Genomic DNA, 16229 nt, shown 5'->3' on the forward strand with positions numbered 1-16229 from the left:
CTCCTTCCAATCCGTAAAAGCCTTCCCGTTTATCTTAACAAAGCTTTGGCAATCAGGCCCAGTGTAAGAAGCGCAAATTCAGCGGGGCAGCCTTTCTAATTTGGATTCCTGATTTTCATACAAATCTCGACTTCACTTGGGTGATCCTGGTTATACACTTCTACAATCAATGCCTCCGGCCAATCCTTTTGAAGCTTATTGTCTCGAATCCATCCGTCCAGAAAGCCATAAAGTTCACCCATACGGGACTCGTCGCCGGCTACAGATGCATACCGTCCCGACAGATGGAAATATTCCATGCCTTCGGGGATGGCTGCAACCGAATCCGCCACCAAGTACCCCGTATAAAAATCCCCCTCGATATGGTCGTCGCCGCGCTTAGGCTCGTAGAGGATCACCTTGGTACCGGTTCGCCCGGATATTTCATCCTTACGAGCTTGCAGCGATTGCATGGCTTGAGGAATGATCTTCCCATATTCCGAAAACAATCCGCCATGCCTGATCCCGATCGCTGTAAACTCCCTGCTTTCGACTTTGGCCGTTGTACCGGTTTCCGCTTTAGGCTCGTTAGCTGGTTTTATGCGTGTATCCGAAGAAGCGGCATATCCGTTTTCCGTATAGAGGGCCGTTATGTCTTGATCCGTAAGGGCCCTGTTGTATAGACGAATATCGTCAATAACGCCATGAAATAAAAATCGCTTTTCCGCTGTGTTCTTTTTACCGATAAAAATGGGTTCCTCCGGGTGAGGTCTAAAGGTTCCGGCTTGGGTATCGTGAAGTTCTCCGTTGATATATAGTTTATGAAACGCTCCATCGAATACAGCGGCAATATGGTACCAAACACCGCGTTTCAGATGAACGTTCGACACCGCGTCGGCCGTTTCTTTCATTCGATGCCACGTAATAACTGGCCCCAGCGTACTTAGTTGAAAGACACGGCGGAGGTTGTCCCTATTCTTGTTTTTCCCTCCGTCATCTTGGGAAACGATGGCGTTATTCCACCATGCCAAAGACGCTTTCTCATCGTACCGGGCCCAGACGGAGAGAGAAAACAGCTCGCCGCTTAATAACGGCGGTGGGGAAATCTCAATAAAGGCTTTCTCGCCATCAAATGCATAAGCGCGATTCGGCTGCCCAAACCGATCCGAGGTTAATACCGCGCCTTCTACGCGTCCGTGAAATCCGTTTCCGCTGGAATCGTCGGCATTGCCATGAAATAAATATTCCGCTACTAATCCGTTATAGATGCTCATGTAAACTTCTTCCTTCCCCGCTATTGGAATATAGCCATTAATACATTCATGACGCCAAAAGCCCTCCGATATCTATCTATTTTTGTAGCCGATCCAAAAAAAACACTTTACAGAAGGGACATTCCGTAAAGTGTTGGGGTTGTTTAATCGTTGGGCTGCCATACTTTGAGCTTGTTGCCATCCGGATCGTAGAAATCGAATTCCCTGAACCAGCTATGAATGGTCATGTCTCCGACACGAATGCCATTTGAGCGGGCATGCTCATAAAGTCCGTCAATATCGGTAGTTCGAAAGCATACGACCGGCATTTCATAGCTTTCGCCATTGTCCAGCCATTGGTTTGTCCGGAAGGGTAACACCCGCTCATCCACCCTTTCACGCAGGAACACTTCTTGCCTACCCGCGAGTAAATAATCGCCGCCATTCTCCAATCCAAGATGCTCGATATACCACTGCTCCGACTGTTTTCGGTTGGAGTCCGGAATGTAGACACCATCTATCCCGGTCAATACCGCCTTCTTTCTTTTGGGATCCACCGGCTACTCTCCCCCGCGTTCGGCTTGGCGAATCGGAAAACAGACAATCGGCTCGTTCTTGCCGCGGTCGACCCCGGCGAAGGCTTCCTCGTACAACTCGACTTCGATCCCACCGGTCCCTTCGTATCCCGATTGCGGAAGCCACACGTTATTGTAATAGGCGTAGATGAAATCGATTTCCGAAAGAAGTCCGTCGTTCGCAAACGCGACGTACCGGCCGGATGGAACGATTTGTGTTTCCATTCCGGCCGGAGCTTCCTCCGACTCCCTCGCTTCGTATCCCGCGAAATAGACGAATTCGCTCGTTTCCGGATGGAAGATGGAAGGGAAGGTCAGAGCACCTACCCGCCTTGACGAAATGCTTTCGGGGATATCGCGCAACCGTTGCGAAACGGTTTCCCATAACCGGGCAACCGTGCGATTCGCGGTATTGTCTCGAATCGACGTACGAACGGACAATCCGATCAATTTCCTTTCCTCCATGTCGATAATCTCGGGTACGATCGCTTTCATGTTCTCCTCGTCCAAGCGTACCATCTCCTCGAATATTGTCGGTCTCCTTTCAAATAAACGCTGGTTATCGTACGAACCATACACGATCTCCGGTGAACAATTCGCATTGGACTCGCATCCAACCCTTCGCTCAAAACGGCCAAGTCGAGCCGGCGAAGACGGGCACGACCGGCGAATGGCTTGGCCACGGCTTGCGAACCGTGAACAACCGGCTCATGGGCGGCCGGCGGAAAAACCGTGTCGTTTCGGAGTACGACATTCGGCAACACCGCGAGCAGCTTTTCAAAGTTTCCGGCGCGCGACGCGGATAGGAAGGCATCGACAAGCTCCCGTTTTCGCTCGTCCGCCCGGATCGGTTCCGTTATTGCGTAGAGGAAAGGCGAGTTTCGATTTGCCGCGGTTCTAGCAAAACCCGCGGAGCGAATCGATTAAGCTCTTGAAACGGTCAGGCTGTAAGAGATAATAAATCCGTTTCCCCTCCCTGCACTCCTGAATGAAGCCTGCGTCCTTCAACTCCTTCAAATGATACGACAGCTTCGACGACGAAATGTCACCCAAACCGAGCTTCAGATCCTCCGGACAGATGGCATGGGCATTAGCCGAGCAGACGGGCGACTGGTAAAACTCCCGTCTACCCTCCTTAAGAAGCCTCAATATGTGCAGCCGTATCGGATCGCTGAGCACTTTAGCCGCTTGGGCTACGGAAAATTCATCATATTGTCTCATGGAAAAAATTATATCACCCTCTTCTTGACAATTCAATTTTTTTTGAAATATAATCACTTCGAAACATTTCAAAAAAAATTGAAATAAAGGAGTGATCGATTCATGCTTACCGATCAACAGACTCGGCTTCATGCCGAGGCGCCGAAAATGGCGGCCGCTAAGCCGCGAGTCTTGGGATGGAGTCTCGCTTTGCTCGCGTTAGCCCAGCTTATATACGGGCTCGATATCAATATCGTTTTTGTTGCATTGCCCGAGATCGGCCATGGTCTTGGCTTCTCGGAGCATTCGCTGCAATGGGTGGTCAGCGCCTACACGGTTTTTTGCGGGGGCTTCCTGCTTCTTGGGGGCCGCGCCGCCGATTTGCTTGGACAAAGGCGGATGTTTATTTTCGCTTTGGTCCTCTACGCCGTATCGTCCTTATTCGGAGGACTGGCTTGGAATCCGCTCGTCATCGTGATCGCCCGTGCCGTCCAAGGGATCGGAGCGGCGTTCCTGTTTCCGGCCACGTTGTCGCTGATCAACCGGTTGTTCGAGGAAGGACCGCGTCGCAACCGCGCTCTTGCCGTATGGGGCGGCGCCGGCGCCAGCGGATTGACGATCGGCTCTATTTTGGGAGGGGTGATGACCAATTCGTTCGGCTGGGAAGCGGTCTTCTTGGTTAACGTTCCATTAGCGGGCATCGTTGCACTGGCCGCGCGGTTCGTTATTCCCCGTGACGAGCGGCGGAATCGGAAGCGTCACTTTGATGTCCCCGGCGCTGCCACGGTAACCGCAGGAGCCACTCTCCTCGTCTACGTTCTTGTACAGGGACCCGAAATAGGCTGGGATTCCCTCACTATTGTCGTTAGCGCGGTGCTTTCCCTGATCCTTTTGTCGATCTTCGCCCTTATCGAAGCACGGAGTACGGCTAGCACTCTCCTCGTCTACGTTCTTGTACAGGGACCCGAAATAGGCTGGGATTCCCTCACTATTGTCGTTAGCGCGGTGCTTTCCCTGATCCTTTTGTCGATCTTCGCCCTTATCGAAGCACGGAGTACGGCTCCGTTGATGTCGGTCCATCTTTTCCGCAACCGCAGCTTGGTTGCCGGCATGGCCATAACGTTCATCTTCATGGGAACGTACGGCGCTCTGCCCTACTTTCTGACCACCTTCTTTCAGAACGTGCTCGGATATAGCGCTCTGCAAACCGGCCTTGCCTTCATCGTTCCGTCCATCGCGATCGCCGCGGGCACTCAGCTCGGCGAGCGGCTGGCGACCCGCTTGGAGGCGCGAAGCACGCTGCTGATCGGCATGAGTATCGGAATTGTCGGGACCATCTTGATTCCGTTAGGGGTGTACACTGGCAGCAGCTATCTCGTGATCGTGCCGGGTCTCATCCTTTCCGGCATCGGCCAGGGCATCACATGGACCGGCATGTGGATCGCCGCCTCGAACGGCGTAGCCCCGGAGGAGCAAGGCGTAGCATCCGGGATCGCGTCGACCACATTAAACATCGGCAATGCCATCGGGCTTGCCATCCTGATTGCCATCGCCCAATCGGGCATTTCGAGTAACACGGGCGAACCTTTGCGCGAAGCGCTGGCTGCGGGTAACCGGACCGCCATTTACATAGCGGCTATAGGCATCTTCTTGGGTGCGATCATCGCTTTGTTTCTGCCTCGAAAACAAAATAGATGAAGGTAAAAACGGCCAAAACCACGTAATCGTTTTACGTGGTTTTGGCCGGTACGATTTCCATAACCCCTTCGTTGCTTCCACGGAGCTAACCACTGCCTCGGATCATCGCTGATCCAGCGTAGGCGATCGCGCCGGAACGGCCGCCGGCTGCTTCATGCGCCGCTCCAGGCGCAGGCTCGCCGCAAATACGGCGAGCGCCAAGGCGGTCATGGCGCCTGCGAAATAGCCGATTTGCCCGACCGCGGCGAAGCGCACGACCGCTCCTCCGGCCGACGCGCCCAAGGCGCTTCCTACGTAAATGACGGAAGCCTGCAGCGACAGTACGATGCCGGCCGAAGGCCCCGACAGCCCGATCAGCCGATGCTGCTGCGCAGGGTTGAACATGTAGCCGCTGAAGCCGTACAGCGCGATTGCGGCAATCGCCAAGGCGAGAATGCCGGGCCGGCCGGCAAAGCCGTTCAGCGCCGACAGCAGGAATAGCGCGGCTGTGAGCAGAGCCAGCGCCAGCGGAATCGCCCGGTTCGGGCCGATCCGGTCCGCGGCCAAGCCGCCCGTCCGCACCCCGATGAAGCTGGCGATGCCGCAAAGGCACAACACGACGCTGATCGTCCGGCCCCCGGCCCCGTAGCCGGAGAAAAGCTCGGAAACGTACGTAAAGAGCGAAAAAATGCCGGTGGCCCAAGCAAGCGTCGTCAGCAAGGCGGATAGCAGCTCAGGCCGCTTCAGATAGGACAGACGCTCCCGCATGCCGACCGTCCCGGCCGGCGCTACAGGAGGGAACAGAAGCCGGATGGCCAGCGCGGCGAGCAGCGTCACCCCGCCGACGATCCAGAACGTCGCGCGCCAGTCGAACGTCAGGGCCACCCACGTCCCGAACGGGACGCCCAGAATCAGCGAGACGGTCTGCCCGGCGATGACGACCGACACCGCGCTCCCCCGCTTCTCGGGCGCGGCCAGCGTGGTGGCGGCGGCGACGGCCGCCGGCGAGAACAGGCCCGCCCCCAGCGCGGCGACGATCCGCCCCGCCAGCATCGGGCCGTACGACGAAGCGAACCCGCACACCACGTTTCCGACGGCGAGCAGCAGCAGCGAACCGAACAGCAGCTTCCTGCGCTCCATCCTCCCGGTCAATGTCGTCAGCAACGGCGAAGACACGGCGTAGACGAGCGAGAACGCCGTCACCAGCTGTCCGGCAGCCGCCGTCGACACGTGCAGCGCCGCCGCCAGCGTCGGCAGCAGCCCGCCGATCATGAACCCTTCCGTGCCGATCGCGAACGATCCGAGCGCCAGCCAAAAAATCCGTTTGTCCATGCAATCTCTCTCCTTATCTGAATTCGGCTTCCAACAAAACTGAAACAGTTGCATTGGCGAATAAAATCAGGATCAACCGCGGCTGCAACCCGAAATCTTCTCTTGCCATCAATAAAACCGAATCGGTTGCATTGAACGCCGAAAAGCGCCGCACCGCCTTAACCGGAACTTGGGAAGCGGATTGTCCACCCCTCCGCATTGCTACCGCGTTAGTTACATTGATAGCCGTAACAAATGTGCCGATCGGCCGCTCCTCCGACCGCCTCGGCGAGCGGCTCTCCGCATAGGCCAGCCGCGGCGGCGGCATCACCGCTTCCCGTGCTCCAGCGACGAGGCGACCAGATCGGCGATCGTCTCCTGCGCCAGCCGGCGCTTCAACGCTTCCTCGCTGTCCCCGTAAACCTGCTGCAGAGCCGGCTGAATGCCGTGGCCGATGACGCAGCTCGGGTTCGGTCGGCTGTGGTGCAGCTCGAACAGCGGCGTCTGCACAACGGCTTCGTATACGTCCAGCAGGCTGATCTCTTCCGGACGGCGCGCCAGCTTCCAGCCGGCCCCTGTCCCGCCGTGCTGCACGAGTACCAGACCCGCCTTGGCGAGCTGACCGAGAATCCGCCTTAGAAAAACCGGGCTCGTTCCTACGCTTTTCGCGATCCGGTCGGAAGGGAAAAATTCGTCCTTCTCCACCCAATAGGCCAGCCACGTCAAAATATGAAGCGCGATCGTGTAACGGCTGACGATGGCCATATGCGGCATCCCCTTTCAATAATACCATTTTAGTTGCTTTGAACCTCGCCGTCAACGACTCCCCTCTTCGTGCATCGATTCGGACCCCCAATTTCTAGGACTTTATTGAATGAATCATTTGGTTTGATAAAAAAAAGAAACCCCTGGAGCCGCTCACTCCAAAGGTACCCGGTCTTGGTCATGACAATCCGTAGCCGAATTGATAGTTTTCGTTTACCGTTACCGGAAGCTTTCCCGTTGCTTTTATCGTGCCGTACAAAACCTTCAAGACCGCATCGATGGAGTACACGCAATCGCCATAAGCACAAATACAATTCGGATAGGGCGACATCTTTCGCATGATATACGGGCTTCCGAAAATGAGCATCGCCGCATCCGCATGCCGGTCTTGGATGAACGAAATCAGCTCCAACTGAGACTGGGGAACCGTACCGCTTCCTTCCTTATAAGACAGAACCCTGACAAAAGTCGCATAGATGACATGATCGTACCTGTTATCGGTCATGGCCCGTCTTACTTTTGCGATATCTTCCTCTGTAGGGTATTCCTTTACGGCGATCATTTCCAACTCGCTTATATACTTCATCATCCGGTTATGAAGATAGGCCGATTTCCCTTTGACGACATAACCTAGATCTTCCGCTTCCATTCCCTCCTCCGCACCTACTGTAGCGATGAGCAGCGTTTTTTTGTTGGTCAATGGCAAGGACGCATTTTCCAGGACCGTAACGGACTTGTCAGCGATTTCCGCCGCGATCGCCGCATGCTCGGGACAATTTACGATGTTCATCGCTTCTTTCCAATCAATCGGATCGTTATGCAGCAGATTGAATCTATGTTTGACCTGCAATATTCTCCTCACGGATGACTCGATTTGGCCGATGGCGATTTCCCCTGCTTGCACAGCGTCGTAAAGGGCCTTGAAGGTAATCGCCGGATCGGATTCATAATCCTGCAAAATAAGATCATGACCGGCCTTCACGGCCAAAACGGCGGACCGCTCAATTCCGTAATGCGTTTTGATGCCACGCATCGTCAGGCTGTCGGAAATAAGCAAACCTTGAAAGCCGAAAACGTCACGCAGCAGGTCGGTCATGATCGTTCTCGACAAAGTAGCGGGCACCTTTCCTTCATCAGGCGCGAGCAGGGCGGGATACAGGATATGCGCCGTCATGATGCCCATCAGGCCTTTTGGAATCAACTCCCGGTAAGGCTTCAGATCGACTTCCATTAAATAATCCTTATCACGCTCAACCATGGGCATCGCAACATGGGAATCCACTTGTGTATCGCCATGTCCGGGAAAATGTTTGGCTGTTGGAACTACGCCTGCCTCCTGCATACCGCGAATGATTTCGGCGGCCAATTCCACAATGAGCTCGACCCGGTCGCTGATCGCTCTTGTATTGATAATCGGATTATCGGGATTCGAATTGACATCCACGACGGTGTTGCTTACCATGCCGAAACCAAGTGCGCGCGCTTCCTTTGCGATACAGCTGCCCATCTTGAAGGCCAGCTCCTTGGAACGGGTTGCACCGAGCGCCATCAGCGAAGGAAACGATGTCCCCAAGTGAAACGCATCGGCGATGCCGTTTTTCGCATCCAAATAAAATAAAAGCGGAGCGGAGGCCGCGCTTTTAAATTCATTGATCCAGGATACGACGTCCTCTAATTGGCGCGAGCCTTTCGTCGTAAACAGAACGGCACCAACTGCGCCAATTCTGCCCTCGGCATTCATTTGCCCGGCTTTCTGCGCGAAGTCGTGTCCTCTTACGACGATCATCTGTGCTATTTTTTGCTCCAATGTCAATTGATCCATCCGCTTCTCGATACTACTATCCAACCTTATCATTCCTCTTTCGTAATAGGATCCTACATGAAGCATACCGTTCGCATTGCCGGATGCGAACGGTATGGACTCCTTCTTCATGACATCGGTATGAATCTTATTCGAAAACCTCAACTTCAACGTAATTGTTATAGCCATTCACCGTATTGCCGTTTGTCCATAGCCTCACATATCTTGCGTTTACCGCCGGGAAAGTAATGGTCTTTCCTGCGCTGCTCTCCGTATATTCGGCGTCGGTCCCGGCGCCCTGCAAGGAACTGTTATCGGTGTCGTTGTTAAACACGGTTGTTTTCGTAGCGAAGGTTGCGTCATTGGAGAGCTGTACGATGACGTCATGATACGCTCTCGTATCCCCGTAATAGTGCCATAGCTTGACCGTGTCGATATCGTAGCTGGCACCCAAATCGAGCTGGACGTAAACTCCATTCGTTTTGGGATCATAGCTTGTATAGTTGGCCGTATTGCTGCTAACCCCATCGGTTGCATGCGCAACGGACGTCGTTCCGGTAAGCGTTCCGTTGCTGGTGATCGTCTTGTTTAGCGCGAGATTCGGTGTATCCCATACCTCAACTTCAACGTAATTGTTATAGCCATTCACCGTATTGCCGTTTGTCCATAGCCTTACATATCTTGCGTTTACCGCCGGGAAAGTAATGGTCTTTCCTGCGCTGCTCTCCGTATATTCGGCGTCGGTCCCGGCGCCCTGCAAGGAACTGTTATCGGTGTCGTTGTTAAACACGGTTGTTTTCGTAGCGAAGGTTGCGTCGTTGGAGAGCTGTACGATGACGTCATGATACGCTCTCGTATCCCCGTAATAGTGCCATAGCTTGACCGTGTCGATATTGTAGCTGGCACCTAGATCGAGCTGGACGTAAACTCCATTCGTTTTGGGATCATAGCTTGTATAGTTGGCCGTATTGCTGCTTACCCCATCGGTTGCATGCGCAACGGACGTTGTTCCGGTGAGCGTTCCATTGCTGGTAATCGTCTTGTTTAGCGCGCGATTCACACCGCTGGCCGAAGAAGGAGCTTCGAATGCACCGAGGTCGAATGCGGCGCCTTGCGGACGGGAAACCCCATCTTTATCCGTAGTCACGCCGGATACGGTTGTTCCCGCATTAATAGCCGGACTAGTGGACTGAAGGTGGAAATCGTCGCCGGAGGCATTTACGAATAAGGGGTTGGCTTGTACATCATTATCGCAATTGGTTGTATTCGCTTTGCACTGTGCGACTGTATAATGCACGCCGGTACTGGTGTTGCCGCCTACAATTCCCCACCATATCGGAGCGCCCGAGGGGTCATACCAAAGATTGTAGTCCCATGAAACTTCAGGTTGATTTTTGGCATCGATCAAAATGCCGCGATTCCCCTGCGAATAGCTGATATTATTTTTCAGAACGATGTTGTTGACTCCCGCAATATCATCCCCGGTTTGATTAAAGGCAAAATTCGCATACGTATTATTGTATAGGGTGTTGTTATAAATGTTTACGTTTTGTGCGCCGTCGTCAAACACGATTCCCATGTTGTTATTTGCAATGACATTATTATAAATATTCCCGCCGTTAAAGTTGTTGGCGTGCCAGCCATGAATCCCTCCGCCTACGGAATTTTCAATATAGTTGTTGAAAATATTGACGTTGGCCGTGTTCGCTCCCATATAAATCGCATGCGTTTGAGCGGGATAACGGCCGATCGGCGTGCCGATATTGACGATCCGGCTGTTTTTAATCGTCGTATTATCGGAGGTAGACACCATAATCCCGGAAACAAAAGCGGTATCGGTGGTTAAATTTTTTCCGCTATCGTGCAAGTAGATGTTGTCGAAGGTCCAGTTATCGCAGTTTCTAAGGAGAAGGATGACGTAATATTTGTAATTTCTCACTTCTATATCTTTAATCGTAATATAGGAGGAATTGGTTAGATCGTGCAGGAACGTAGCTGTCGTGCCGTTTCCGTCAAAAATGGCCGTTTCGCCCGGATACCCGGAAATGGTAATCGGCGCCGCGCTTGTGCCATTAGCGGTCCAGTCGCTATCATCAATATATTCGTTATTATAGGTTCCGCCTCTTATATACAAAGTATCGCCCGGACTTAGCCGTTTATTGGCATAGCCTAACGTTCGCCAAGGCTGACCGCTCGAACCGTTCCTATCGGGATCGTCAATCCCTGTTGGCGACATATAATAGGTTGTCGCCGCTTCAGCCGAAGCGGCAGGTATAAGCAAACAAAGCGCGAACAACAAAAAGCCAACAGCCCAGTACATTTTCTCTTTGATTGTGTACGCTTTCATTATCATATTCCTCCTTTAATTTTTCATGTTTCGTTCAAGTCTTTCATAGACCTCCCTGCCGCCGCCGCCTATACAAAGCCTGAAAAATATCCGTTTATGTCCGTCACCTCCCTCCATAATCCCGTCACCGGCTAGGGGCAGATTGATCATGCGGCACCGTAACGGTTGCGGAAGCAAGCGTTTGGTTGCCCGCCTTGTCCGTCGCCGTGTAGGTTATCGTATACAGACGTCCCGTTCCGTTGCCTAAACGTTCGGCGCGTAAACCGAATGTCGTATCGGCGGAACCGATATTGGCTTGAACGTCACCGGACCCGCTATCCGGTTCGTTGCTCGTAATGGAGCTTAAGATCACGGATTCGACACCGGATGCCGCATCGTTCGAATGAAGCCGAGCCTGGACGGTCACCATTTTATGATTCGGCGGCCCAATAGACGTTTTGTCCAATTCAAGGGTTAGTGAGGGCGCCGTTTTATCGATGTGGATTAGCAGCGTTTTCGTTTGCTCTACATTTCCCGCTTCATCCATGGAGCGGTAATCAAGCGTGTGCCCTCCATCTGCGGACAACGTAAAGGGCCCGGTGTACGCTAACCAATCGGATGCGTCATCCAACCGATATTCCGTCCGGCTCACTCCGGTATCTCCATCCGTTGCACTCAAGTTCACCCGAACATCGCTTGAGTACCATCCGTTGTGGATCGCGCCTTGTAGCTCTGCCGTTGATGTGGGAGCTATCGCATCCGGCAAGGCAAGAAGCTTGAGCTGGATCACACCCATTTTATAATTGGTGGCTTGCGGGTTTTTGCCAAGGTTCTCAAAGGTAAGTTGATGGACACCCGAAGTTAGCTGCAAGGCGCCAATCGGATCAAAGGCAGTGCCGCTTCCCGTTGTGCCGTAGAAGTTATATTCCGCGAACGGCTGCCCATCGATCTTGATCGCGTAATTCCCATAGCTGGTCGTCTTAAAGGTTTTCAGCTCGAGTTGATACAAGTGCGTTTCCGGCACATCCAGACGGAACGTAATCGAATGCCCCGCATCGTTCGCTTCAAACTGTAACGTAGGAGCATATATGATTGTTCCCGCGGTTTTGGTCAGGATCGGGAGTTGGGTGAAAGGGTAAAGAACAAACAGACCAGGCTGTACCGTAACGGTACGTGTTGCCGAATGGGTAACGCCATTGAAGGTAATCTCTACCGAAATCGCCGCCGTTCCCGGTGCGATCGCCGTTACAAGTCCGCTTGCGCCGACGCTCGCAACAGCCGGATTGCTGCTATGATAAGTCATCGTGGCAGGTTTTAACGAGGATGGTTTGCCGTTATTCGATATGGCGGAAACGGTTAACTGGGCGGTTTGTCCCTTGACCAAGGTATCGTTTGAGATTGTTAAGGCAACGGAAGCAAGAGTCGGGGGATCAATCGTCACGAGCGTACTCGTCCTTATGGTCAACCCATCCAGCGTCACATCCGCATTCAGAGTATCCGTTCCACTGCTTATTCCCGACACAAGACCTGTCGAACTGACGGAAGCAATCGTACTGCCGCTCATATAGTAGCGGATTGAAGCATGGTTCAATACGGCCGCACTTCCATCGCTCATGAGACCCGTTACCGTATACTGCTGCGTTTGCCCCACCTCGGGTCTCGGTTCACTGGACTGGAGCGTTACGGATATCAAATGCTCCGCCACTCGAATCGGAATGGTGCTGGACTTCCCGTACGGATTATCGTTCGGCAACGTTGCTGTAATATTCGCTACTCCATATGCAATAGCGGTAACGACACCATGGCTGTCGACCGTAGCTATACTCGGATTGTCGCTTGTGTATTGGGCGCCGCTTAAGTCGGATGTCGAAAAAAGCTCCGTTGCTTCTCCGATTCCAAGCACTTTCGAGACGGCATCGATCCGGAATGAAAATTCGTAAGCTCCCAGATCATAGCCGGCACCGACAGGCCGTTGATTGGAAAGATAGTCATCGCTTGGCGCCCCTGCGCTAGTACCGGTGTCGATTGCCGGACTGCCCGATTGGAGCTGCAGCGGGTTGGCTCCACGATTGACAAATAACGGATCCGCTTGAATCGAATGCTCCGCATTGTTCGTCGCTGCGCGCAAGTCGGCTACAGACCTATAAACAGGTGTACCGTTAGGCGCGCCGCCCCAATTGATCGGCGTGGATTTCGTCGTATCGTACCACAGATTGTTATCTTCGATTACATTCCCGACATTTCCAGGCCAAACCCATAACCCAATCTGACCCGGAATGCTGTTATACGAAACATTGTTATAAATGCTAACATGGAGGGTAGGATGGCCTTCGTAATTGGAGACATCCACGTTACGGGTGTTATTATAGAAGGTATTGTTGAAAATCTCCGTGTTGTTATGAGCTTCATCGACTATAATCCCCTCACGGCTGTTGCTTAGAATGTTATTATAAATTTTGAAATGGCTGCCCCCGGGGGTATGAAACATATGAATTCCCGCTGCCGTCACATTGTCGATGATGTTATTGCTAATCGTTGTATCATAGTTGTCCGCAGAAAGATAAATGCCGTGGTGTAAGCTCGTGGAAGTGCCGATATTTTGAATTTTGCAATTCCGGATCGTAATATGATGGTTTTTCCCGCCGGGAACGGCCGTATCATTTCCGATCCAAAAACCGTTTTTGGAGTAATTTTGAATGTGCAGCCCATCGATAACGACCCACGAAGAATTCCGAACTTCCATAAAGGTGTGAAGCACAGCACTAGGCCGTACATCGCTGAAAACAGGCGTTTCCCCGGGGTAAGCGGCAATTGTGACGGGAGCCGTTGAAGTCCCCGCCTTGTTCGATATCGCAATCCCCCACTGATTATGGTAGGTGCCCCCTCGCGCGTACAAAGTGTCTCCCGCCGCCAGGTACGTTTGCGCTTTATTGATAGTAAGCCAAGGAGAAGAGATCGAACCGTCGCCCGTCGTATCGCTTCCCGTGGGAGCGATATAATAGGTAGCGGCCTGAGCCGAAACAGCGGGTATTAGGAAACAAAGCGCAACCAACACAAAACCGAAAGCCCAGTACATTTTCCCTTTATCGATTCTCATCCCCATTCTTCCTCCCGTACCTTAGTGACCTTCTGCCAATCGAAGCGATAAATCCGCTTTGGCAATTTGCCCGATGATAATATCTTCGACTTCCGGCAGGAAGATTCCGCTGAACGGGCCGCCGATATGATGGTAATCGACTTCATAACCGCCTTCGCCGATCATCTTGCGAGTAGGTACATAGAACGTAACTCCGTTGGTATAACCAAGAATGATCGTTTTTCCGCCCGGGAACATTTTTTTGAGCAGCAAGGAATACTCGGTCGAAATTTCTCCTTCCATCGCAATCAAGCGCGTCTCGTCATCCAAGTGCCAAATGCTGATATAGATGGAGGTACGATCCTTCGCTAGACCTTCCTTGATGAGATCAATCTTCCGTTTCGCCCCTCTTCTGCGAGCTTCGCCTATAGCGGGATTGTTCACGATGTCTTCAAAGTACTCGATTGGCGTATGCTCCATGTATAAGGTCGCTTCGGCCAGAATGGTCTTAAACCGGCATTGGATCGGATGAAATGGCTTATGCTCCAGGACGCCGATAACGTCTTTGGCCAAGTCCACACCCGCTTCTTCCATCTGCTCGAAGCTGCAGCTGATAAAATCGTCACCAACGGCGCATTTCAACGGTTTGATCTCCCCTGCGCAGCCCTGCAGGAAAAAGGCGGTCGCGCCGGGATACGTTTCCTCCAAATAGCCGTTTGTTTTCCCGGGAAAATCGTTGGAAATCAAGTAATTATCCGAGTCCATCGAAGTGGGATGGCAGCCATAGCTGTACAAAATGCCCTTTAGCGTATTCGATTGATCGACCAGCTTGAGCACAAACAGATCGTTATCGATTTCCGCATCATACGCGGGCTTCCATAAAACACCTTTTTCCGTCAATCTCCTGCGGCTGACACCGAATTTGGAAGTGCCGCGCCCAAGCAGTAAAGCTCCCTCTTCCGCGTTGGCATAACAATCCTTTACGATGCCCACGAGTATATCTCTCAAAAAACCGTAATCCATGGAGCCTTGTTGTCTATTGAAGCTGCTGTTCGTATTCGCATCAACCGGCCCCCTCGCAGCCACGGCATGGTGGGTATGCGAAAAATTGATGAGCACTTCGTCATGCTGTAGACCGAACGCTGCTTCAAGCGTATGTTTGATCCCGTCGATGAAGCTGCGATCGCCGCCCGACAAATCCAGGGTAATGATCAAAAGCGTTTTGTTCGCTTGCAGGAGCACCGCCTTGGCATAGATCGGATCATGGATCCCCTCGCTTTCGTGCGTTCGAGCGGCGAATCCGGTCATAAAAACAGGCGTTTGCGGCGTAATATCCGCTTTGGACATGCTAAATTTCATCGTGAAACAGCTCCTTTTATTCTTTAATGGCTCCGATCATAACACCTTTCACAAAAAACTTTTGCAGATAGGGGTACAACAACAGGATGGGACCGGTAGCGACGATTATGGTTGCATATTTGATCGTCATGGCTACCTGCAACTTATCGCCCCCGCTGTCCACGGTCATGCTATCGGTGCTGTTACTGATTAGAATCTCTCTTAGAATCAGCTGGAGCGGGTACTGTTCACGATGTCTCAAATAAATGAGCGCGCCGAACCAAGAATTCCAATGGGAGACTCCATAAAATAAAATCATGACCGCTACAACCGGCAAGGAAAGCGGAAGCACCACCCGGAACAAAATCGTAAAATCATTCGCGCCATCCAACCGAGCCGATTCCTCAAGGCTTACGGGTACGGCCTGAAATGCCGTTCTCATGATAATCAAGTTGAAGGAGCCCACGGCTACGGGAATGATCAACGCCCAAAGACTGTCCAGCATGCCAAGACTTGTCACAAGAATATAAGATGGAATCAATCCTCCGCCGAAGAACATCGTGAACACGATCATAAACATAATGGCATTTTTCAACATGACATGCTGTCTGGAAAGCGCATAAGCTCCAAATGAGGTCATGATCATATTAAGAGCCGTGCCGACAATCACAACGAACAGCGTGTTCATATAGCCCGATTGAATGATGGGATTGCTGAATACGGCCTTGTACGAGGCTAAGTTAAATCCATGCGGAAGCCATATCATACCCCGTGTCATGGCGATCCAGCCCGGTTCGCTGATGGAAGCGATTAACACATACCAAAACGGATATAGGGTGGCAAACATGAGCAATAGCATAAAGAAGACATTACAGACATCAAACATACGTTCTCCCAGTGTCCGGCGATTCAATGGATTCTGCCCCCC

At 52.3% G+C, this 16229-nt stretch carries 12 protein-coding genes; 1 reads left to right on the forward strand and 11 read right to left on the reverse strand.

Annotated elements, in window-relative coordinates; genetic code table 11:
• Nucleotides 1-95 precede the first annotated feature (95 nt).
• The 3 genes from DLM86_RS00270 to DLM86_RS00280 all read right to left on the reverse strand — a co-directional run bounded on the left by DLM86_RS00270 (nucleotide 96) and on the right by DLM86_RS00280 (nucleotide 2326).
• Entirely contained in the window at nucleotides 96-1253 is a 1158-nt protein-coding gene (locus DLM86_RS00270; RefSeq protein WP_110837963.1) for a LamG-like jellyroll fold domain-containing protein, read from the reverse strand.
• Between the two features lie 143 nt (nucleotides 1254-1396).
• Nucleotides 1397-1789 (reverse strand): VOC family protein, encoded by a 393-nt coding sequence (locus DLM86_RS00275; RefSeq protein WP_110837964.1) that lies wholly within the window; start codon nucleotides 1787-1789, stop codon nucleotides 1397-1399.
• 3 nt (nucleotides 1790-1792) lie between these two features.
• Complete coding sequence (locus tag DLM86_RS00280; protein WP_110837965.1) at nucleotides 1793-2326, reverse strand: GyrI-like domain-containing protein; 534 nt, start codon at nucleotides 2324-2326, stop codon at nucleotides 1793-1795.
• Nucleotides 2327-3130: 804 nt separating this feature from the next.
• Between DLM86_RS00280 and DLM86_RS00295 the strand changes: the two genes are divergently transcribed.
• Entirely contained in the window at nucleotides 3131-4705 is a 1575-nt protein-coding gene (locus DLM86_RS00295; RefSeq protein WP_110837968.1) for an MFS transporter, read from the forward strand.
• Between the two features lie 102 nt (nucleotides 4706-4807).
• On the opposite strand, the gene DLM86_RS00300 is transcribed toward DLM86_RS00295, so the two are convergent.
• From DLM86_RS00300 to DLM86_RS00335, 8 genes are all read right to left on the reverse strand, one after another.
• Entirely contained in the window at nucleotides 4808-6016 is a 1209-nt protein-coding gene (locus DLM86_RS00300; protein ID WP_110837969.1) for an MFS transporter, read from the reverse strand.
• A gap of 13 nt (nucleotides 6017-6029) precedes the next feature.
• The gene (locus DLM86_RS00305; RefSeq protein ID WP_146250123.1) at nucleotides 6030-6326 is read right to left on the reverse strand and encodes a hypothetical protein; all 297 of its coding nucleotides are present in this window, start codon (nucleotides 6324-6326) and stop codon (nucleotides 6030-6032) included.
• A complete protein-coding gene (locus DLM86_RS00310; protein ID WP_110837971.1) occupies nucleotides 6323-6760 on the reverse strand; it encodes an Rrf2 family transcriptional regulator in 438 nt (145 codons plus the stop codon). Before DLM86_RS00310 ends, DLM86_RS00305 begins: the two co-directional genes overlap by 4 nt.
• Nucleotides 6761-6938: 178 nt before the next feature.
• A complete protein-coding gene (locus DLM86_RS00315) occupies nucleotides 6939-8606 on the reverse strand; it encodes a glycoside hydrolase family 3 protein (RefSeq protein ID WP_158289249.1) in 1668 nt (555 codons plus the stop codon).
• A gap of 103 nt (nucleotides 8607-8709) precedes the next feature.
• On the reverse strand, nucleotides 8710-10908 hold the full coding sequence (locus DLM86_RS00320) for a discoidin domain-containing protein (protein WP_158289250.1): 2199 nt from the start codon (nucleotides 10906-10908) through the stop codon (nucleotides 8710-8712).
• Between the two features lie 124 nt (nucleotides 10909-11032).
• Complete coding sequence (locus tag DLM86_RS00325) at nucleotides 11033-13984, reverse strand: OmpL47-type beta-barrel domain-containing protein (protein WP_158289251.1); 2952 nt, start codon at nucleotides 13982-13984, stop codon at nucleotides 11033-11035.
• Between the two features lie 21 nt (nucleotides 13985-14005).
• Nucleotides 14006-15322 (reverse strand): neutral/alkaline non-lysosomal ceramidase N-terminal domain-containing protein, encoded by a 1317-nt coding sequence (locus DLM86_RS00330; RefSeq protein WP_110837975.1) that lies wholly within the window; start codon nucleotides 15320-15322, stop codon nucleotides 14006-14008.
• Between the two features lie 16 nt (nucleotides 15323-15338).
• A complete protein-coding gene (locus DLM86_RS00335) occupies nucleotides 15339-16187 on the reverse strand; it encodes a carbohydrate ABC transporter permease (RefSeq protein WP_110837976.1) in 849 nt (282 codons plus the stop codon).
• Between the last annotated feature and the right edge of the window lie 42 nt (nucleotides 16188-16229).

Source organism: Paenibacillus flagellatus (genome assembly GCF_003217775.1).
Taxonomy (GTDB): Bacteria; Bacillota; Bacilli; order Paenibacillales; family NBRC-103111; genus Paenibacillus_AB; species Paenibacillus_AB flagellatus.

Excerpts from the sequence above, each read along its gene's own strand:
- DLM86_RS00335 (WP_110837976.1), bottom strand. The coding sequence starts at position 16,187 with ATGTTTGATGTCTGTAATGTCTTCTTTATGCTATTGCTCATGTTTGCC.
- DLM86_RS00300 (WP_110837969.1), bottom strand. The coding sequence starts at position 6,016 with ATGGACAAACGGATTTTTTGGCTGGCGCTCGGATCGTTCGCGATCGGC.
- DLM86_RS00325 (WP_158289251.1), bottom strand. The coding sequence starts at position 13,984 with ATGAGAATCGATAAAGGGAAAATGTACTGGGCTTTCGGTTTTGTGTTG.
- DLM86_RS00320 (WP_158289250.1), bottom strand. The coding sequence starts at position 10,908 with ATGAAAGCGTACACAATCAAAGAGAAAATGTACTGGGCTGTTGGCTTT.
- DLM86_RS00295 (WP_110837968.1), top strand. The coding sequence starts at position 3,131 with ATGCTTACCGATCAACAGACTCGGCTTCATGCCGAGGCGCCGAAAATG.
- DLM86_RS00280 (WP_110837965.1), bottom strand. The coding sequence starts at position 2,326 with ATGGTACGCTTGGACGAGGAGAACATGAAAGCGATCGTACCCGAGATT.
- DLM86_RS00310 (WP_110837971.1), bottom strand. The coding sequence starts at position 6,760 with ATGGCCATCGTCAGCCGTTACACGATCGCGCTTCATATTTTGACGTGG.
- DLM86_RS00270 (WP_110837963.1), bottom strand. The coding sequence starts at position 1,253 with ATGAGCATCTATAACGGATTAGTAGCGGAATATTTATTTCATGGCAAT.
- DLM86_RS00330 (WP_110837975.1), bottom strand. The coding sequence starts at position 15,322 with ATGAAATTTAGCATGTCCAAAGCGGATATTACGCCGCAAACGCCTGTT.